The sequence below is a fragment of the Runella aurantiaca genome (assembly GCF_003339505.1).
GTDB lineage: Bacteria > Bacteroidota > Bacteroidia > Cytophagales > Spirosomataceae > Runella > Runella aurantiaca.
The window spans coordinates 149902-168264 of record NZ_QPIW01000006.1 but is presented as its reverse complement, the minus strand read 5'-3'; the positions used below and the strand labels follow the sequence as shown (position 1 = coordinate 168264).

14 protein-coding genes are annotated in these 18363 nt (G+C 45.4%); 5 read left to right on the top strand and 9 right to left on the bottom strand.

Annotated features, from left to right (window positions below):
• Positions 1 to 46 precede the first annotated feature (46 nt).
• The 4 genes from uxuA to DVG78_RS10000 all read right to left on the bottom strand — a co-directional run bounded on the left by uxuA (position 47) and on the right by DVG78_RS10000 (position 5020).
• Positions 47 to 1267 (bottom strand): mannonate dehydratase, encoded by a 1221-nt coding sequence (gene uxuA / locus DVG78_RS10015; protein ID WP_114460945.1) that lies wholly within the window; start codon positions 1265 to 1267, stop codon positions 47 to 49.
• Positions 1268 to 1349: 82 nt separating this feature from the next.
• Positions 1350 to 2246 (bottom strand): DUF6807 domain-containing protein, encoded by an 897-nt coding sequence (locus DVG78_RS10010; RefSeq protein WP_114460944.1) that lies wholly within the window; start codon positions 2244 to 2246, stop codon positions 1350 to 1352.
• 119 nt (positions 2247 to 2365) lie between these two features.
• The gene (locus DVG78_RS10005) at positions 2366 to 3523 is read right to left on the bottom strand and encodes a Gfo/Idh/MocA family protein (protein WP_114460943.1); all 1158 of its coding nucleotides are present in this window, start codon (positions 3521 to 3523) and stop codon (positions 2366 to 2368) included.
• A 90-nt stretch (positions 3524 to 3613) separates the two neighbouring features.
• Complete coding sequence (locus DVG78_RS10000) at positions 3614 to 5020, bottom strand: Gfo/Idh/MocA family protein (protein WP_114460942.1); 1407 nt, start codon at positions 5018 to 5020, stop codon at positions 3614 to 3616.
• A 487-nt stretch (positions 5021 to 5507) separates the two neighbouring features.
• Between DVG78_RS10000 and DVG78_RS09995 the strand changes: the two genes are divergently transcribed.
• Positions 5508 to 6563, top strand: a complete 1056-nt coding sequence (locus DVG78_RS09995) for a LacI family DNA-binding transcriptional regulator (RefSeq protein WP_229598184.1) — start codon at positions 5508 to 5510, stop codon at positions 6561 to 6563.
• On the opposite strand, the gene DVG78_RS09990 is transcribed toward DVG78_RS09995, so the two are convergent.
• The 3 genes from DVG78_RS09990 to DVG78_RS09980 all read right to left on the bottom strand — a co-directional run bounded on the left by DVG78_RS09990 (position 6550) and on the right by DVG78_RS09980 (position 9850).
• Complete coding sequence (locus DVG78_RS09990) at positions 6550 to 8124, bottom strand: NFACT RNA binding domain-containing protein (RefSeq protein ID WP_114460940.1); 1575 nt, start codon at positions 8122 to 8124, stop codon at positions 6550 to 6552. The two genes, DVG78_RS09995 and DVG78_RS09990, sit on opposite strands and share 14 nt — an antisense overlap.
• Positions 8125 to 8265: 141 nt before the next feature.
• A complete protein-coding gene (locus tag DVG78_RS09985) occupies positions 8266 to 8940 on the bottom strand; it encodes a ClpP family protease (RefSeq protein WP_114068901.1) in 675 nt (224 codons plus the stop codon).
• 421 nt (positions 8941 to 9361) lie between these two features.
• Positions 9362 to 9850, bottom strand: coding sequence for a hypothetical protein (locus tag DVG78_RS09980; protein ID WP_114460939.1), 489 nt, complete (start codon positions 9848 to 9850; stop codon positions 9362 to 9364).
• Between the two features lie 433 nt (positions 9851 to 10283).
• On the opposite strand from DVG78_RS09980, the gene DVG78_RS09975 reads away from it, so the two are divergent.
• The 3 genes from DVG78_RS09975 (at position 10284) to porV (ending at position 15674) form a co-directional block, all read left to right on the top strand.
• A complete protein-coding gene (locus tag DVG78_RS09975) occupies positions 10284 to 10880 on the top strand; it encodes a SprT family zinc-dependent metalloprotease (protein WP_114461025.1) in 597 nt (198 codons plus the stop codon).
• Positions 10881 to 11062: 182 nt separating this feature from the next.
• Positions 11063 to 14383, top strand: coding sequence for a type IX secretion system sortase PorU (gene porU / locus DVG78_RS09970; protein ID WP_147277037.1), 3321 nt, complete (start codon positions 11063 to 11065; stop codon positions 14381 to 14383).
• Between the two features lie 118 nt (positions 14384 to 14501).
• On the top strand, positions 14502 to 15674 hold the full coding sequence (gene porV, locus DVG78_RS09965) for a type IX secretion system outer membrane channel protein PorV (protein ID WP_114460937.1): 1173 nt from the start codon (positions 14502 to 14504) through the stop codon (positions 15672 to 15674).
• Between the two features lie 52 nt (positions 15675 to 15726).
• Here the strand turns inward: porV and DVG78_RS09960 are convergent, their stop codons facing one another.
• Entirely contained in the window at positions 15727 to 16671 is a 945-nt protein-coding gene (locus tag DVG78_RS09960) for a hypothetical protein (protein ID WP_114460936.1), read from the bottom strand.
• Positions 16672 to 16741: 70 nt separating this feature from the next.
• The gene (locus DVG78_RS09955; RefSeq protein WP_114460935.1) at positions 16742 to 17263 is read right to left on the bottom strand and encodes a hypothetical protein; all 522 of its coding nucleotides are present in this window, start codon (positions 17261 to 17263) and stop codon (positions 16742 to 16744) included.
• A gap of 42 nt (positions 17264 to 17305) precedes the next feature.
• Between DVG78_RS09955 and DVG78_RS09950 the strand changes: the two genes are divergently transcribed.
• A complete protein-coding gene (locus tag DVG78_RS09950) occupies positions 17306 to 18337 on the top strand; it encodes a LuxE/PaaK family acyltransferase (protein WP_114460934.1) in 1032 nt (343 codons plus the stop codon).
• Positions 18338 to 18363 lie beyond the last annotated feature (26 nt).

Below are 18363 nucleotides of genomic sequence, written 5' to 3'. Positions count from 1 at the left end.
TTTATTTATCTCCAGCTAAAGCTGGAGGCAATTCAAAACAGGCAATTCATAAAACAGACATGCCTTTTTCAATGGCAAGCTCCAAACCCCGCAATTCGGCCAGACCTTTTAAGCGCCCGATGGCCGAATAGCCCGGATAAGATTTATCTTTTCCTGTTTTGTGCAAATCGTCCAGCATTTGATGTCCGTGGTCGGGGCGCATCGGAATCATCGCGTCCTTTTGCCCCTGTTTCTGCCTTCTTTTTCCTTCCAGCACAAAAGCTTTTACCACTTCGTACATGTCTACATCGCCCGCCAAATGCGCTGCTTCGTGAAAATTCAGGGGATTCCGTTCTCGTTTGGTTGTTCGCAAATGCACAAAATGAATTCGGTCGCCGAAGCGCTCAACCATTTTGGGCAGATCATTGTCGGCACGTACCCCCAATGAACCGGTGCAAAATGTGATACCGTTGGCTCTCACTTCGCAGGCATCCATCAATTGCGCCAGATCAGCCTCAGTGCTAACCACTCGCGGTAAGCCCAAAAGCGGTTTTGGCGGGTCGTCGGGATGGATGCAGAGATTTACGCCCACTTCTTCGGCCACGGGAGCTACCTGTTGAATAAAATAATACAGATTCTCGCGCAACTCTTTGTCACCGATGTGTTTATAATTATTCAGTAATCCCTGAAACGTGGCCAATTCAAAGGCTTCATTGGAGCCTGGGAGGCCCAACAGCACCGTATTTTGCAGTGTGGCGATTTCCTCCACTGTCATGGCGGCAAACTTGCGCTTGGCAGCCTCCTGTACTTCGGGGGTATAATCGGCTTCGGCATTGGCTCGTTGGAGAATGCAAAGGTCAAACACCGCAAAATCTTCCCACACGAACCGCAGCGCCAAGGAGCCGTCGGGCATTTCGTAGTACAGGTTGGTCCGTGACCAATCCAGTACTGGCATAAAATTATAACACACCGTTTTGATGCCGCAGGCTGCTAAGTTGCGCAATGAAACTTTGTAGTTATCAATGTATTGCTCCCGGCTCGGCAGGCCTTTTTTGATGTCTTCGTGCACAGGCAGACTTTCCACCACCTCCCACGTCAGCGGGGTGTAGCGGTCATTGTCTGCTTCAATAAGTTGAATGCGTTGTTGGATGGCGTCGATCGGCCAAACGTTTCCTACCGGAATTTGATGTAAGGCGGTGACAATGCCCTTACATCCCGCCTGACGAATGTGCATCAACGAAACGGGGTCGTTTGGCCCAAACCAACGCATGGTTTGAATAAATGTCATTTGTTATTTTTTTAACACAGGGCTGCAGCGGTTTCACAAAGGGTAATCATAACTCGGTGTAAATCTGTGGTTAAATAAAAATTTACTCTCCTTTATATTTTTCAAACAACTGTGCTACATTGGCCGTTTGGTGGTTGCCTGAATGAACCAGTACTCTATAACGCAATACCAGCTTTTCTCCTTTTTTCATCACCGTTGCTTTGTCATCCTGCGGCCAATACATGGGCGTTGGTGAGAAGAAACCATAATCGCGCGTAAACCAGGGCGAAGGATACCAAGGGTTGGAAGGGTGCTGCATAATGGTCATGCCTTCCACTTTGTCGCCTCTTTTGCCCGAACAGTCTATCCAAGGTGATTTGATGCCAAACGTTCCTTTTTCGGCTTGGTTTCCTTCGGCATTAATCATGGTACCGCCGTTGATGACCGCCAGATCGGGGTCCATGCGCCCGCTGAAAAGCGAGTGATTGGTTTTCAAAATGGTCACATCTATGAGGGTTTCCATGGTGACGTCAAAATCAATTTGGTACAGGTCTTTGGAAGGTGCCGTAATGGTGATGGTGCGAAAGTCCTTGATTGGTGCGTTGGCCCCGGGCCGACGCCAAATGCACTCATTTTCAATGACTACCTTCTCGCCACCTGATTGGGTAATATCGGCACGCAGTGAAATGATTTGTCCTTTTTCCAACCCTTCCTGCCAATAATTGCCACCGTTTACTTTATCACAACCAAAAAATAAAGAGCTGTGGTGGGGATAATTTCCATTACGCATGGAGGTCACGCTCGCGTTGGAAGGCCCGTTGAGGGGGTAGAAAAAAGGATACTTTTCATCCTGCGAAAAAATGTAGCTTGTAAAAAAGTTATTGTTGATCGTGATGTCAATCTTGGAATTGAGCTTTTGAGCCGTAATTTTTGTTTGGGCTCGGCCTGCCATACTTGAAAATACGGCTGCGAAAAAGAAAATCCGTTTAAAATAATACATGGATTAATGGATTGTGTAAATCATTTGTTTTGTCATACCCGTAGGGGCGGGTCTTGCGTCCGCCCGCCTCAAATATTAGTTAATGGATGTACAAGATTGGGCAGACGCAAGGCCTTCCCCTACGCTTTCAAATGAATTTGCTGTGCCTGTTTCTGTGCTTTGATAGATAATTCAGCTGCCAACAAACAATGGACTTGCGGCATGGCGGTTTCGGTACGGTTCACAATATCGTCGACGAGTTGACGGCCATAAGGCAATTCCTGTTGGGTGCAGTCAATGTAGCGCGTCTCTTTGTGGTCGGTCAAAAACAAGTGATTGCCGCCTTCACGCCCGCCAATGTCGATGTTTTTGCGAATTTCAATGAAGCCGTCGGTGCCCAAAATCGTCAGGCGACCGTCGCCCCATGATTTGAGTCCGTCGGGCGTAAACCAGTCTACCCGAATGTAGCCCATGCCGCCGTTGCCGCGAAGCATCACATCGCCGAAGTCTTCAAAATCAGGGTATTGAGGGTAGTGCGTATTGCCCACCTGCGAGGCTACGATTTCGGCTTGGGTAGAGTTGGTGAAGAACAAATATTGGTCAAATTGGTGAGAGCCAATGTCACAAATGATTCCCCCAAATTGCTCTTTATGAAAAAACCACTCAGGACGCGTTTTGGGATTCATGCGGTGCGGCCCCATTCCGATGGTCTGAATAACTTTGCCAATGGCGCCTGCTTTGACCAATTCTCCCGCTTTTACGGTCGCGCGGTTTTCGAGGCGCTCACTGTACATGATGGAGTAAATGCGGCCCGTTTGTTTCTGGACCTTCCGTACTTCAGCAAGCTGTTCGAGGGTCGTAATGCCGGGTTTGTCTGACATGAAATCCTTGCCACTTTTCATGACCCGAACCCCTAGCGGGGCGCGCTCGTTGGCAATGGCCGAGCTTAGCACCAATTGGATGGATTTGTCATCCAAAATTTCTTTTTCGCCCGAAGCGAGCTTGGCTTGGGGATGCCGTTTGGCAAATGCCGCTACCAAATCAGGCTCTTTGGCATAATACGAAACCAATTGCCCACCGCCCCTGATAACCGCTTCCACTTGTCCGTAAATGTGGCCGTGGTTCATGCCGATGACCGCAAATTTAATGCGTGGGGTGTCGTAATGAATAATGGGCGAAGCAGCTACTTTTTCAGTTTTGATGTGGCCGAAAGAATCGGTGGAAAGCAGGGGAAGGGCCATGAGGCCAGCGGCCGATTCTTTCAAAAATGTGCGTCGTTGGTTATCGGAATTCTTCATGAGTGATTGGGTTAGGGTAGCGGTTTTGAGAAACCGCTACCACTTTCAATATTTTTTATGCGCGGTTTTGAGAAACCGCCACCATGTTTATTACATCTTAATATTTGTCGTACCGTAAGGCTTACGTTGGGGACGGCTCAGCATGGCGTTGGCCTCGCTGTCGTTGACAAAACGTTCTGCTTTAGGGTCCCACTGCAATTTGCGGGGCAATTTCATGGCAATGTGACTTACCAAACATACGCTGCACGCGCGGTGGCCAATCTCAACGGGTGAAATCGGCGGTTTACGCGTTTTGATACATTCGAGCCAGTTGCCGTGTTGCTCTTCGCTTTTGTACAAATGAATTTCATTTTCACCGATGACCGACGTGAGGATTTTAGGGTCGCTGGCATCGAGGGCTTTACTGCTCTTAGCTCTCGAAACAGGGTCGCTGGCCGAAGCCACATAGTCGCCACGCGATACAAAAATCCAACCTTCGGTTCCTTCGTAACGGATACCGTTGGGGAAACCTCCGCTGGTGTACATCGTGATGCCGTTGGCGTATTCGGCTTTGACCATGAAGTCGCCGTGAACATTCCAGAGACCTGATTTTGGAAATTCAGCCACGGCTTGTACCGAAATAGGCCCTGTCAGTTCGGTGTCCATTCCCCACGCGGCGGAGTCAAAGTGGTGTTGTCCCCAACCCGTAATCATTCCCGCGCCAAACTGTTCGAGGCGCAGCCAACCTGGGCGGCCGTAGCCTTGCTGTGGATGAACGCCAATTTCGGTATAAGGCATTTCGGGCGTAGAGCCGAGCCACATATCATAATTAAAGCCTTTGGGAACGGGCATTGTGGGGGCCGAAGGGCCTGAAGGGTCGCCGGGAAGACCTACTTTGACGGTATGCAGCTTTCCGATGCGACCGTTGCGGACCAGTTCTGCCGCGATTCTGAATTGAGTAGAAGAGCGTTGCTGTGTTCCTACTTGGAGAATTGTGCCCTTTTTCTGGACAACATCGCTCAACATCCGGCCTTCGGCAATGGTCAGCGATGTGGGTTTTTGGAGATAAACATCCTTGCCAGCGAGGGCGGCTTCGATGGCAGGCTGCGAATGCCAGTGGTCGGGGGTACTGATGATGACAGCGTCGATGTCTTTATTAAGTAGCATCTCACGGTAGTCATCGTACATTTTGGCGTCTACGTAGTTGGCGTTGCCCGTCTTTTTGGCGTAATAGCCTTCTACCAGTTTTTTGCCGTCCACTAAGCGGTTTTTGTCAAGGTCACAGACCGCAATCATGCGTGCTACGTCGTGTTGGAGGGTGCCGACCATATCGTGGTCGCGGCCGATACGCCCGCAGCCGATTTGCCCGATGTTGATTTTATTGCTGGGTGCATTTTTGCCAAATACGGAGGCTGGAACAATGGTCGGAACGCCAATGACGGTGGAGGCTACCGCGCCTTTGGCCGTCAGCGAGAGAAATTCTCTTCGCGAAACAGCGGTTTTTGGTTCTTTTGACATAGAAAGGTTGAGGTTACTTTTAACGTAAAAGTTGAAAATGAATGTCTTTTAAAATAACTATGTTTTTGATTTAGAAACAGGGTATTTAAATTGTACAATTTTTGAGTTAGATTTCTTGCTAAGTATTTAAATTGTGAGGGAAGATAAAGGTCAAAACATGGTTAATGTTAGACTAAGAACTCTGAATTTCAAAGATATTACCTAATTTTTTCGATTAAAATACTAAAAAAGTCTATCGAAAACGTTTTCGGAAACGCAACCGATAGATATAATTAAATAAGATATTTTATATATTTTTGTGAAATTGTATAAAAGAAAACGTTTATATTTTTCGATTAAAGAAAATTGATTTTACTTACAAACTTGGAAAAATGTAATTTTGATGGTACTGTGTGAAAAATGCGGCAGCGATAAGAATGTCATAAAATCGGGGTTTATAAGAGGTCAGCAGCGACTGTATTGCAAGGCTTGTGAGGTTCATTTTACCATGAATTTACCTCAAAAGGGTGTAAATAAACCCATTCGACAAGTTACGATTGTCGACATTGCCAAGGCTTTAGGGGTGGCACCCTCTACGGTGTCGCGGGCGTTGAATGGAAGCTCGGATATAAATCCGCAGACGCGTCTGGAGATTTTGCGGGTAGCAACCGAAATGGATTATCGGCCTAATCTGCTGGCACAGAGCCTTCATCGTGGCGAAACCCACACCATCGGCGTCGTAATTCCCGACATTGAGCGGCCTTTTTTTGCCGCAGTCTTGGCAGGTATTCAGAAAGTGGCAACCGGGGCGGGCTATCGTGTGATGATTTGCCAATCGAACGAGTCGCACTCTACTGAAACCCTTAATGTGCAGGCATTAGTGGCTAGTAGGGTGGATGGATTACTGATTAGTCATTCTAAAGAAACAACCTCGTTTGAACACATTAAACTTCAACTCAAAAAAGGGTTGCCAATTGTCCATTTCGACCGGGTTTGTTACGACATCGAAACCTCAAAAGTGGTTCAGGAAGATTTTGACGGGAGTTTTGCCTTGGTCGAACACCTCATTTTGCAGGGGTGCCGGAGGATTGCGGTATGTGCCGGGCCTCGGGAATTATTGATAAGCACGACCCGCCTGAATGGCTACAAAGCAGCATTGGCCAAATACGGAATCCCGCTGGATGAAGAGTTGATTTATCATAGTAATTTTAAGAAAGGTGAGCCGGTACTTGCCTTGAAAGCTTGGTTGGAGTTAGACCAAAAACCAGACGGGATTTTTGCAGTTCATTACGCGAATGCGGTTGATATGATTATGGAGCTGAAAAGGCTTAGAATCCAAATCCCAGAACAAATTGCGGTGGTGGGTTTTGGTGATGAACTTATTGCTTCGCTGATTGAACCATCTCTGACGGTTTTCCACCTTTTTCCGTTTAATGTTGGCGAAACCGCCGCCACTTTGTTGATTGACAACATCATCCACAAAGACACGTTTGAGCCAGTTGTAAAAAAAGTCAAAGGCGAGTTGATTATTCGGGAGTCTTCCCTGCGAACTACATCCCTTTAGGTTCAATCATTACGACTTCCTCTTTGTCCAGAATCACCTCGCCTTCGGGCAAGCCTTTGGGTTTGCGCACATACTTTTTGGGCGTTACAATGACGGGGCAAAGTGTCTCGTTGCGGCGTTTGGAATACCACGCGGCGATTTGTGCCGCTCGTTCAATGACGCTGTTCGGGAATTTTTTGCCCGCTTTGTATTTCACCACCACGTGCGAGCCTGCCACGTCGCGGGCGTGGAGCCATAGGTCTTCTTTGTAGGCGTATTTTTTGGTCAGCAAGTCGTTGTTTTTAGCGTTTTTGCCAATCAAAATTACGTAGCCTTCAAACTCGGTATGTTTGAAGAGTTGAGTAGGTGACAGAATGGGAGCGTCGCTCAGGAGGTTATTGGTTTTTAAATATTTGCGCAATAGTTTAAGTGATTCAAATTCTTCAATGGTGCTGACATGATTTTTGAGTTCTTCCAATTCGCCTTCCCGTAGGGCAATATTTTCCTGCAATTTTTCGATTTCAATGCGCTCGTTTTTGGATTTTCGATAATACGTTTCTGCGTTTCGTTGGGGCGTCAGGTCGGGTTTTAATTTAATTTCGATGTCTTGATTTCGGTAAAAATCAAACAGTGTCACGCGCTCGGCGCGCTCGGGAATTTGGTGAAGATTGGCCATCAAAATGTGCCCGATTTCTTCGTTTTTCACCTCGCCGTCAATGCCCAATAATTTCTGAAAAGCTTCTTCGAGGTAATGTTCGGTTCGCTGAATGCGTTTTTGCAAAATTTTGAGCGCGTCCCCTTTTTCTTTGGCAATGACCCCAACGCGGTTGTAAGTAGTGTAAAAATCATTGAGTGCCGCAATGGCGCTGCTGTGTTCGCGCATTACTTCGCCCAGCGCAACGAGCGTAAGCGTGGGCTGATGATGCCACAGGCTGATTTTAAACGCAGGGCGGGAGAGAAGATTTAACGTTTCCTGAATGATTTGCCAACGTTGCTCAGAAGCTTGGGCAGATATAGCGTCGAACTGCTCTGCTAAATACGCATTGATTTCTTTGCCAAACGTAGGAAACACTTTGCGGTGGTCGTAATTCGCGGCTTGGTAGGCTTCCCAGGTCTGGTCGATTTCCCGGTCGAGTTCTGATAAATGCAGGTTATTGTCGGAAACGAGCCGGTTGTGAAATAAATCTATCACCTCATCTCCCTGAAACACAACGGCATTGGAACGATTGCCGAATAATTTAAAAACGACAGTGTAATTATTCTCTAAAACCAACCCAAAAGCCCGCTCATTCTTGAACTGACGTACATCAATGACGGCTAAATCATACAGATTTTCGAACAAATCGGCGCTATTTTGACGGGCGCGGTTGAAGTCTTCGGGAAAGTTGAGGCAGGCAAAATCGGGGCGGAGCGTGGCACGAATGAAAAAAGGACGATAGTAATTGTTTTTGCCACGAGCGTGTGCCAGAATGATGACCAACTCATCTTTTTCCTGACTAAAACATTCCATAAACTTCAAACCCGTAGCTTCCTGACGAAGGGCTTCGGTCAAGTGCCGTAAAAAATGGTAATTCTGATGCATGGCACAAAGGTAGTCAGCAGTTCAGAGTAGGCAGTAGGCAGTAAGCAGTATTTTTCAAAATAAAAGGCAGTACGGATTTTCGCACTGCCTTTTAAAAGAACTTAGACTGCCTACTGTAAACTGTCGCACGGGCGGGCCCCGCTACTTTTCTCTGGTCAGTACCTCGTCGATTAAGCCGTATTCTTTGGCTTCGAAGGCCCGCATCCATTTGTCGCGGTCAGAATCTGCCTCAATTTGCTGAATGGTTTGACCAGTGTGGTTGGCCAGAATTTCGTAAAGTTCTTCACGTAATTTTACGATTTCACGCGCCGTGATTTCGATGTCAACGGATTGACCCTGAGCGCCGCCAGAAGGTTGGTGAATCATAATACGGGCGTGGGGAAGCGCCGCACGTTTGCCAGCCGCACCACCTGCCAACAATACCGCACCCATCGAAGCCGCCAAGCTGGTACAAACCGTGGCTACATCGGGACGAACGTACTGCATGGTGTCATAAATTCCCATCCCTGCGTATACTGAGCCGCCGGGGCTGTTGATGTACATCAGAATATCTTTTTTAGGGTCTGCTGATTCCAAAAATAATAATTGAGCTACCACAATGTTGGCGATTTGGTCGTCAACGGGCATTCCAAAAAAGATAATACGGTCGGCCATGAGGCGAGAAAAAACATCGACCTCACGGAAGTTCATCGGGCGCTCTTCGATGATAGCGCGTGTCATGTTTTCAACGGTATGATTTACGTAGCCATCTACTGTAAGGCCACTCATACCCAAATGTTTAACTGCGTACTTTCTAAACTCTTGTCCGTGATTCATGGTTACTGATTTATGTGCTTAGGCACAGTTAATGGTTAATGATTGTTGTTAAGGTCGTCTTTGATACATGAGCGATACTCTAATGAACACGAAAAAATGGTCACTTGGTTCGACGGACAAAAATGCAGAATTTAGTCTTTGATTGTTGTCAGTTTAGCCAACAAATTATCAGAATTACCCATATCGGTCCAAAACGATTGAAATTCAGCCACTTTCAAAGTGAATAATTGGACATTCAATGGCCTAGAATTTTAAAAATAGAGGAAGAAAGCAAAATTTTGTTTTATAAAGTAACGTTGATAAAGCAACAGAACAGGTTTGGTAAAAAGGATGGAATGGAAAAACAACATCCTCTGCATCCATAAAACTTGTTTTATGGATGCAGAGGATGTTGTTAATAAAATAGACCCTAGTTTATCGCTTATTCGGCGTCTTTTACTTTTGGTTTACGTCCGCGTGGTTTTCCTGTATATGGTTTTTTTGCTGATTCTTTGGCGCCTTGATCTTTGACTAATTGTAATTCATAAGCCGTTACACCTTCATATTCAAATGAATTGATGATGAAACTGTATTTAGTGGTAGCATAATCAACGCCCCCTGAATTTAAAATAACGCCCAAAGGAATACTATAACTCTTTGCAGCTTTGGTCATTTTGAATACATCCGACTCATCAGAAGAAGCAGGCACTAAATAAAGGGCTGATAATTTGCGTTTTCCAGCTTGCGATCCAATTTTGAAATGAGTATTTGATGGGTCAAATCCTAATTTATCAACCGTCTTGTCGGGAAAAACAAGTTTCCCTGCTGGAGAAATGTACCCTTTAAGAATCGTAGGTTTACTTACTTTTTTTTCAACAACAGGCTTACTGTTTTCCTTTGGTGAAAAAAATTTGAGTGATGTGAGTTTCATGAAAAATTATATTTTAGTGTTAAAAGTATACAAACATACAAGCAATTAAGAATTTGCCGTATATTTTTTGAAAAAATATAGTTGATAAAATCAAATAGATATAGTTTGCTTCTGGATGAAAATTAAAAGTTGGCCCCTTAAAAGTGTACTTTATGAACCTTTGAATGGTAAATGTCACAGATTACAGCGCCTTATCTTTTTTGAATTTTAATCGAATTTTAATTTCGTTTTATCGTCATTTTTTCCCCATTTTTCAGATTTAAAATAGATGTATTTTGTTGAATACTTACTCTTGATAGCTTATTTATTGAAACGATTGATTAAGCAAAATATTTATTTTTAACTGATATGGATATGTTTTTTTTAACTTTTATGAAAGGGTGTTTACTTTTGTTGCAGTATTAATGATAGAATAGCGGTGGAAGCAAAAATAATGATGAGAAAGATTTTGGAGGGGCATGTTCCTGCCGCCTCGGTTTCCTATTGTTACGGGTTATGGGAACGTTATCAGTTCGATTTCGTGGCCTCTAAGCCTCGGCGGACACGTTTGGGCGATTTTAGGGCGCAGACGGGTTATCGTGAACGAATTACGGTCAATGTGAATTTGAATCCATATAATTTTTTAATTACGTATTTGCATGAAGTGGCGCATTTGGAGGTGTATCGTAAATATAAACGCCGTCAACCACCGCATGGAAAAGCGTGGAAAAATCATTTTTCTGGATTACTTATACCCGTAATGAACGAAAATAATTTTCCGCTTTCGGTCTTGACCCCGCTCCTGAAATATGCCCAAAACCCAACCGCTTCTACTGGAACGCACTTGCCGCTAATGCAGGCGCTTAAAAACATTGATGCGCCACAAACAGATTTGGTCATGGTCAGTCAAGTGTCAGAAGGGCAGCTTTTTCGCTTAAATCAAAAAGTTTTTGTTCGGGGTACACTACGTCGTACACGCGTTGTTTGTGTAGAAGAAGCTTCTCAAAAAAAGTATTTGGTGGCTGCCCATGCATGGGTAGAAAAAATATAAAATTTTAAAGCGGAGCGAGCAAAGTGAAGAAAACCACTACACAAAATTGTATTAAAAAAACAAAAATAAAAAAAGTAGATATATGTCTTTCTACTCGTCGTTATTTTCGTTTTTTGTCGTACTATTTAGCTTTTTATTTTACGACACAGACTTCTTTTTTAGCCTATTCACAAACTTCCGTTTTGAGCGAAGGACGCTGGCTTAAAATGGGAGTTATGCAAACGGGAGTGTACAAGATTGATGTCGCATTTTTACGCAAAATGGGCATTAACCCAACCGAGGTAAACCCTAAAAATATGCGTTTGTTTGGCAATGGAGGGGCGATGCTTCCGCAGTTGAATAAGGCGTTGAGGGTGACTGATTTGATTGAAAATGCAGTGTTGGTAAAAGGGGGAGATGATGGTCGTTTTGATGAAGAGGATGTCCTGGTTTTTTTTGGCAAAAGCCCGCACGAAATTAACTATGATTCTACCCAAAATCGTTTTTCTCATCAACTGAATACATATTCTGATACTACCTTTTATTTCCTTCAAATCGGCACACAGCCGGGCTTACGTATTCAGACGCAAAAATCTGGAACGACTGGCCAATTGTTGACTACTTTTGACGATTATGTATTTCTTGAAAGTGAACTCTATAACCGCGTGCAGTCGGGTAGAGAGTGGTGGGGCGAATATTTCGGTACGCAGACACGACAGGAGTTTAATGCTGATTTGAGCGGTGTTGTACCCGACAGTCCCTTGAAACTAACGGCTGCCACTGTGGCGTCGGCGCAAGTGGTAACAAAATTTTTGTTTGCTATCAATGGGCAGGCCATAGGCGAACAAACAATGGGTACGGTGTCGGCGATGAGTCCCACAAACCGATACGATTTGAGAGGGCAAAGAACATCCCAAACCCATGCGGGTAAACTGACCCTAAACGCTACCAACCCTGCCCGCGTGACAATCGCGGCCACGTTTGACAAAGCGGGCCAATCCAATGCCGACGGTTACTTGGATTTTATTGGGTTGCAAGTGCAGCGCAACTTGCGACTCAATGACCAAACAGTCGTCTTTCAAAACCTCAGCTCACTTACGCAAGATTCCGTTCGGTACGTTATCAGCCAAGCCAACACGCAGATTCAGCTGTGGGAAATTACCGACCCGTTGCGCCCGCGGGCGCAGGCGTATTCCTCAAATGCTACGGAAGCTACTTTTGGGGCGGCTGGAAAAACCTTGAAACGGTTTGTGGTGTTTACCGAAAATCAATTGAAAACACCCGTTTCTTTTCAGGCGGTTCAGAATCAAAGTATCAGAAGCCTGTCTACCCCCGACATGGTTGTGGTGACGGCGCCTGCGTGGCAAAAACAGGCCCAAAAACTGGCGGATTTTCGTCGACAAAATGATGGCTTAGACGTACAGGTGGTGACTACGGTTCAGGTCTATAATGAATTTGCTTCTGGCCAACCCGACCCAACGGCCATCCGTGACTTGGTAAGGTATCTTAGCGATAAACAGCCCGAAAAATTGAAGTATTTGCTGCTTTTCGGTGATGCGAGTTATGATTTCAAAAATAACCTAAAAGCCATTGCTCCCTCCGAATTGGCCAATTTTGTGCCGTCGTATGAGAGCAGGGAGTCGGCGCATCCCGTACGTAGTTTTTCTTCCGACGATTATTATGGATTCTTGAAACCCGATGAGGGAGAATGGAAAGAAGATTTTACAGGAAATCATACGTTGGATATTGGCATCGGGAGGCTGCCCGTCAAAACCATTGCCGAAGCCGAAACGGTCGTGAGCAAAATCATGCGCTACAACGCCAAACGCTCGAAGGGAGATTGGCGCCAACGAATAGCTTTTGTGGCCGATGATGGAGACGACAACCTTCACCAGAAAGATGCCGATGATTTGTCTAAAATAGTGGCAGAATTGGCCCCCGCGTATGCCCTTCATAAAGTGTATGTAGATGCTTACCCTCAGTCGGGTTCTACTATTCAACGTGCTCCGGGTGCGGGCCAAGCCGTTGACCGCTATGTAAATGAAGGTGCATTGATTGTAAACTATACTGGACACGGAGGCATTTCTACGTGGTCTGACGAACAGATTGTGACCTTGCAAAATCTGTTTAATTGGCGCAATTTGGACAATATGCCCCTGATTATCACGGCCACCTGCGAGTTTGGTCGTTATGATAATCCCGGGGAAGCATCTGGTGCAGAGATTTCGGTGCTGAGCCCGCGTGGTGGGGCCATTGCCATGCTTACTACCTCGCGCCCAGTGTATGCCAATACCAATTTCTTGGTAAACGCTGCGTTTTACCGTGCCGTTTTTGAACCCCAGAATGGAAAAATGCCTCGTTTGGGGGATGTCATCCGCATGACCAAAAACAAAAGTGTTTATGATGTACTCAACCGTAACTTTACCCTCTTGGGCGACCCATCGCTACAATTAAATTATGGAGATTATCGGGTGAGTATAACGGCAAATGATACCCTTAAAGCGGGTCAATTGGCCAAACTGTCGGGAGAAATACAACAAGATGGGGCAACGGTAGCTGATTTTACGGGAACGGCCTTCGTCACCGTTTATGATAAAGAAAGTCAGCTTTTGACGCTCGGCGATAAAGCGCGCGGAGAGGCTCCCAATATCATTCCTGCCAATCCAAAAATGCAATATGGCTTGTACGACAAAAAATTGTTTGAAGGAAAAGTAAGCGTAAAAGCAGGAAAGTTTAATGTACAGTTTATTGTTCCAAAAAACATTGGGTCGCCGTTTGGCAACGGAAAAATCGAAGTATACGCAGTAAAAGCCGACAGCCTCCGCGATGCCGTCGGCGGAACTAAGCACGTAATGGTGGGAGGAAGCGGGCCGTTGCAGAACGATACCCAACCGCCGCAGATGCAACTGTACCTAAACGATGAGTTGTTTGTAGACGGCAGTCAAGTAGAAGATAGCCCCCTTTTTGTGGCCAAATTAAGCGATGAAAATGGCCTAAATTTTGCAGGGAATATGACATTAACCCTGAACGATACGTTGAGTATCGCGGTAAACGATTATTTTTTAGCCGAAAAAGACGATTACCGTTTGGGCCGAATTTTGTTCCCTTTTTATCGGTTGCCTACGGGTGAGTATACCGTTAAATTGAAAGTGGAAGATACGTACAATAATACGGCGGAGGGTGCGTTGAGGTTTAGAGTAGGCGAAGAAATAAAATTGATTAAGACAGTCATTGCGTATCCTAATCCATTTGTTGAACAGACTAAGTTTCAACTTGAGCTCGTTGACGAAGGGGATGATGTAGAAATAACCCTTCAGATTTTTGACCTAAATGGGAAAATGATTTGTACCGCAGCGCAAACAATTTATAACTCAGACAAGCTTTTGGAGGTGTTTACGTGGAACGGAAAAAATCAATCAATCCAAAATGTTCCAGCGGGCGTATATATTTACAGAATGGAAGTACACTCACTAACCCGCCAACAAACTCAGCGTCAAAGCGGTAAGTTAGTAATGGTAAAATAGATTTTGAAAATAGTAATTAATATCTTTGCACAATCTTAAACAGAACTCTATTTTTGAAACGCCCTTATCGTGGTTCAGCGCAGAAAGGTACGGGTAGTAGTGGCAAACAAATTTCCTTATGACAAGAAAAATTTCTCCCCTTTTTACAATTGTGGGTTTTTGCGTTTCCTTCAGTTCAGTAGCACAGATTACGCCGGGTGGCCAAGATAGCACAGGCTCTCGTCCTGTAATAGCCTCCGTTCCCTTTGCCGCGTTTACGCCCGATGCGCGTAGTGCCGCCATGGGAGATGCGGGTGCTGCCTTGAGTGCCGATGCCAACTCGGTGTACTGGGGTGCCGCAAAACTGGTTCATGCCCAAAAAGAATATGGAGTAGCTCTCTCTTATACGCCATGGCTTCGCAATATTACCGAAGATATGTCTTTTGCGTATTTGTCGGGTTTTAAGAAAATCGGTAAAAACCAAGCCGTCGGATTGAGCTTGATGTATTTTGACCACGGAAAATTTGAAGCCCGCAACAACTTCGGTACCTCATTGGGCGATTATTATTCCAATGAATTTTATGGATCAGTGGCTTATTCTCGAAAATTGACGGATAAATTTTCGATGGGCTTGAACGTAAAATACATCGTTTCCAACTTAGGCAATGGCGTTCAACTGCTGGGCGGTTCGGCCCTAAAAGCGGGGCAGACGGCAGCAGGGGATATCAGCGCCTTTTACCAAACCGAAAATGTAGACGAAGGCACTGGAAAAGGCTGGAATTATTCGGCCGCGTTGATGTTGCAAAACATTGGTGGTAAAGTTAATTACGGAGGTACCACGAGCGGTTTTATTCCAACCACCTTCAAATTGGGCGGAACCGCAACGCGTCATATTGATCCGTTAAATAAAATTACGTTTGCATTGGATTTGAATAAACTCATGATTCCTACGCCAGGCGGTACCGCTTCTGGTCAGGATGTGGGGACTATTTCGGCCATGTTTAAATCTTTCGGCGATGCGCCGGGTGGTTTCAGCGAAGAAGTTCGTGAGTTTATGATTTCTACGGGGGTTGAATACTGGTACAACGAAGCATTTGCCTTCCGTTTTGGGTATTTCAACGAAACCAAAACCAAAGGAAATCGTAAGTATTTCACGGTGGGTTTTGGCGCTCGTATCCAGCAGCGCTACGGCATCGACTTTGCTTACCTGATGCCCCAAACGCAAGGAAGTCCTTTGGCCAATACCTTCCGGGTGTCATTGGTAGTAGATGTATTCAAAAAGGCCGCTGAGGTGGTAGAAGATATCGAATAAGCGTAACTAAAACATAGTTGAAAAGGCAGCCTGCACCCGCAGGCTGCCTTTTTTATTGCAGCTGCAACGTATCACGAAGCGGACGATTCTCTGGGGTATTTTGCGTCCAATAGGCCGATAAAAGCGTCTTTTTATGAATGGCTCGGGTGGTGAGCAATTTCCCTCTACTTGGGTAGGTATCTTCCCAACCCGTAATGCGGTGCGGGAAATTTTCTTCAAACACAATTTGCAGAATGCGTCCCTCTGCGTAAGTTATTTTGTAGACCTTCATTGATTTGCCCAGAAAGCCGTTGCCTTTATAGGGCTCCATAGACGCAATAGCGGCCATCGGTGCTATTTTTTGGTGGCGTAGCCGGGCCGCTTTGGTACTCGGAATGATGTTGATAGAACCGATGGGCAGTCTATTGGGAGTAAGGCGCAGACGCGTCCAAAGTTCGTCTTCTAGCAGTGCTTTTTCGGTGGTATAGTCTTCGGTTGCATTGTCTTCGAAGTACGAGCGTCCCGTTACATTGTACCCATTGTTTTGATAATTAAGCTGCGTGAATGTATGCCCGCACCAGTCCTGACTTGTGGTCGAAACTTTGAGGGTTTGAGGAAAGAGCGCAGGGTCAATCGGGGTAAAGACAGACGTATAAATAGAATAGTCATAAATACCCGTAACAAAGCGATGAATGGCATTCAGTTTCAAAACAGGCGTTGATTTGTGACGGTTTTCCTCTTTGTCGAGTTTTACCTGCGTGTCGGTTCGGAAGTCTTCGGTAACAAAAACTAGCACGGCTTCGCCGGGGTTTAATGCGCCATAATGAGCTTGTTGAAGCGTGTATGTGCTGATTTCAGCTTTGCCTTTAAACCAATACTCCCCGAAGGTTTTGCGGTCAAAATCGGTTGAAGAGGTGGCGGGTGGTGGTGTTTTCTGAAAAACAGTAGACCCAGTCAGCAATGCCGTGGCCACGCACAGAATGACCACAATTCCGAGAAAATAGGTTTTGACAAACATAAAAAAGTGTTTTAGTAAAAATAGATAATTTTACCAAAACACTTTAAAAAAGCAGCGCAATTGCCCCTTTTTAGAGCAACAAAGGCACCGAAATGGTATCGCTTTCTACGGCATTGCTCACGTTTAGGGCACGGTCGCGTATGCGTATCTGAAACTTAACGGTTGTCAAGCGTGCGTTTCTTGCGTAAGGAAAATACACCGCGTAGTCTAATTTACCTTCAATGGGACCTCTTTTGCGGTCTGGCTTCAAGACAGGAAAAAATATTTTAGAGTTGGCAGCCAGAACGACCTCTTCAAATTGATTGCCGCTTACTTTTCTAAACGTGCGCAGTTCATAATTTCCCCATGCGCCGTAGCTTGGATTGTCGCGGTTGTCGGTGCTTTCGCCCAAATCACCATCGCCGTCTTTGAAATCAATGGTAATGACTACCGAATCTTGCTTAGATTGAGAGAAGGGCTCAATGACCTCAAATTTGTCCATGCTGTTGAACACAATTTCTGGAACGGGACTGTAATCGGGAGGTGTCCAACAACTGGTGGTTGCCGCAGAAAATATAAGTAACGTAAGGAAAAAACGAATGATAGTCTTCATGGTTGGTAAAGTTATCCGTAATTTGTAAAAAAGTCAAATTTGATGAATCGTCGTCAAGAGTTAAAACAGTTAGTAAAAAATGTCACGCCTGATACCTTCGAGGACGTTACATTAGCGGTTTTTCGTTGGCAAGCCGTTTCCAATTTTATTTATCGGGAATATTTAAGTCACTTACGCTGTCATCCTGACAAGGTACAGTCGCTGACTCAGATTCCTTTTATGCCGATTGGATTTTTCAAAAAACATACCGTGCTCACAGAATCGCCCGTGGTTCAGACCACTTTTGAAAGCAGCGGAACAACTGGCGCTCAAACCAGTCGGCATCATGTAGCAGACTTGGATTTGTACACCGACATCAGCATCCGTATTTTTGAACAAACGTACGGCCCGTTGTCGAATTGCCATTTGTTAGCCCTTTTACCTTCCTATCTTGAACGAAATAACTCGTCTTTGGTGTATATGGTTCAACAATTTATTGCGCAGACCCATTCGTCGGTTTCGGGTTTCTTCCTGCACAATGTGGATGAATTGTTGATAACGCTCAAAAACCTCGCTCAAAACTCCGACGGGCGTACCGTGATTTTGTGGGGAGTTACTTTTGCACTGTTAGATTTAGCCGAATCTGAGATGCTGCAAGACTTGAAATGCCTCCAAGACATTCCAAGTCTGATGGTGATGGAGACGGGTGGCATGAAGGGACGCCGCCGCGAAATGCTCCGCGAGGAAGTACACGAAGTGCTGACAAAAGCCTTTGGGGTGAAGGTCATTCATTCGGAGTACGGCATGACCGAGTTGCTTTCACAGTCTTACTCAAAAGGGGATGGTATTTTTGAAGCTTCGGCTACGATGCGCATTTTATTGCGGGATATCAACGACCCTCGGGCGGTGTATGACAACCCCCACTCGGGGCTTCGTTATGGCGGTATCAATGTCGTTGATTTAGCCAATCTGGATTCTTGTGCTTTTATCGAAACGCAGGATTTGGGGCGTTTTGTGGGCGAAAAAGCCATACGGTTTGAAGTAATTGGTCGTTTTGATAATTCAGACGTGCGGGGGTGTAATCTATTGATTTAGAAAAGATTAAATGGTGTGTGTCAGGG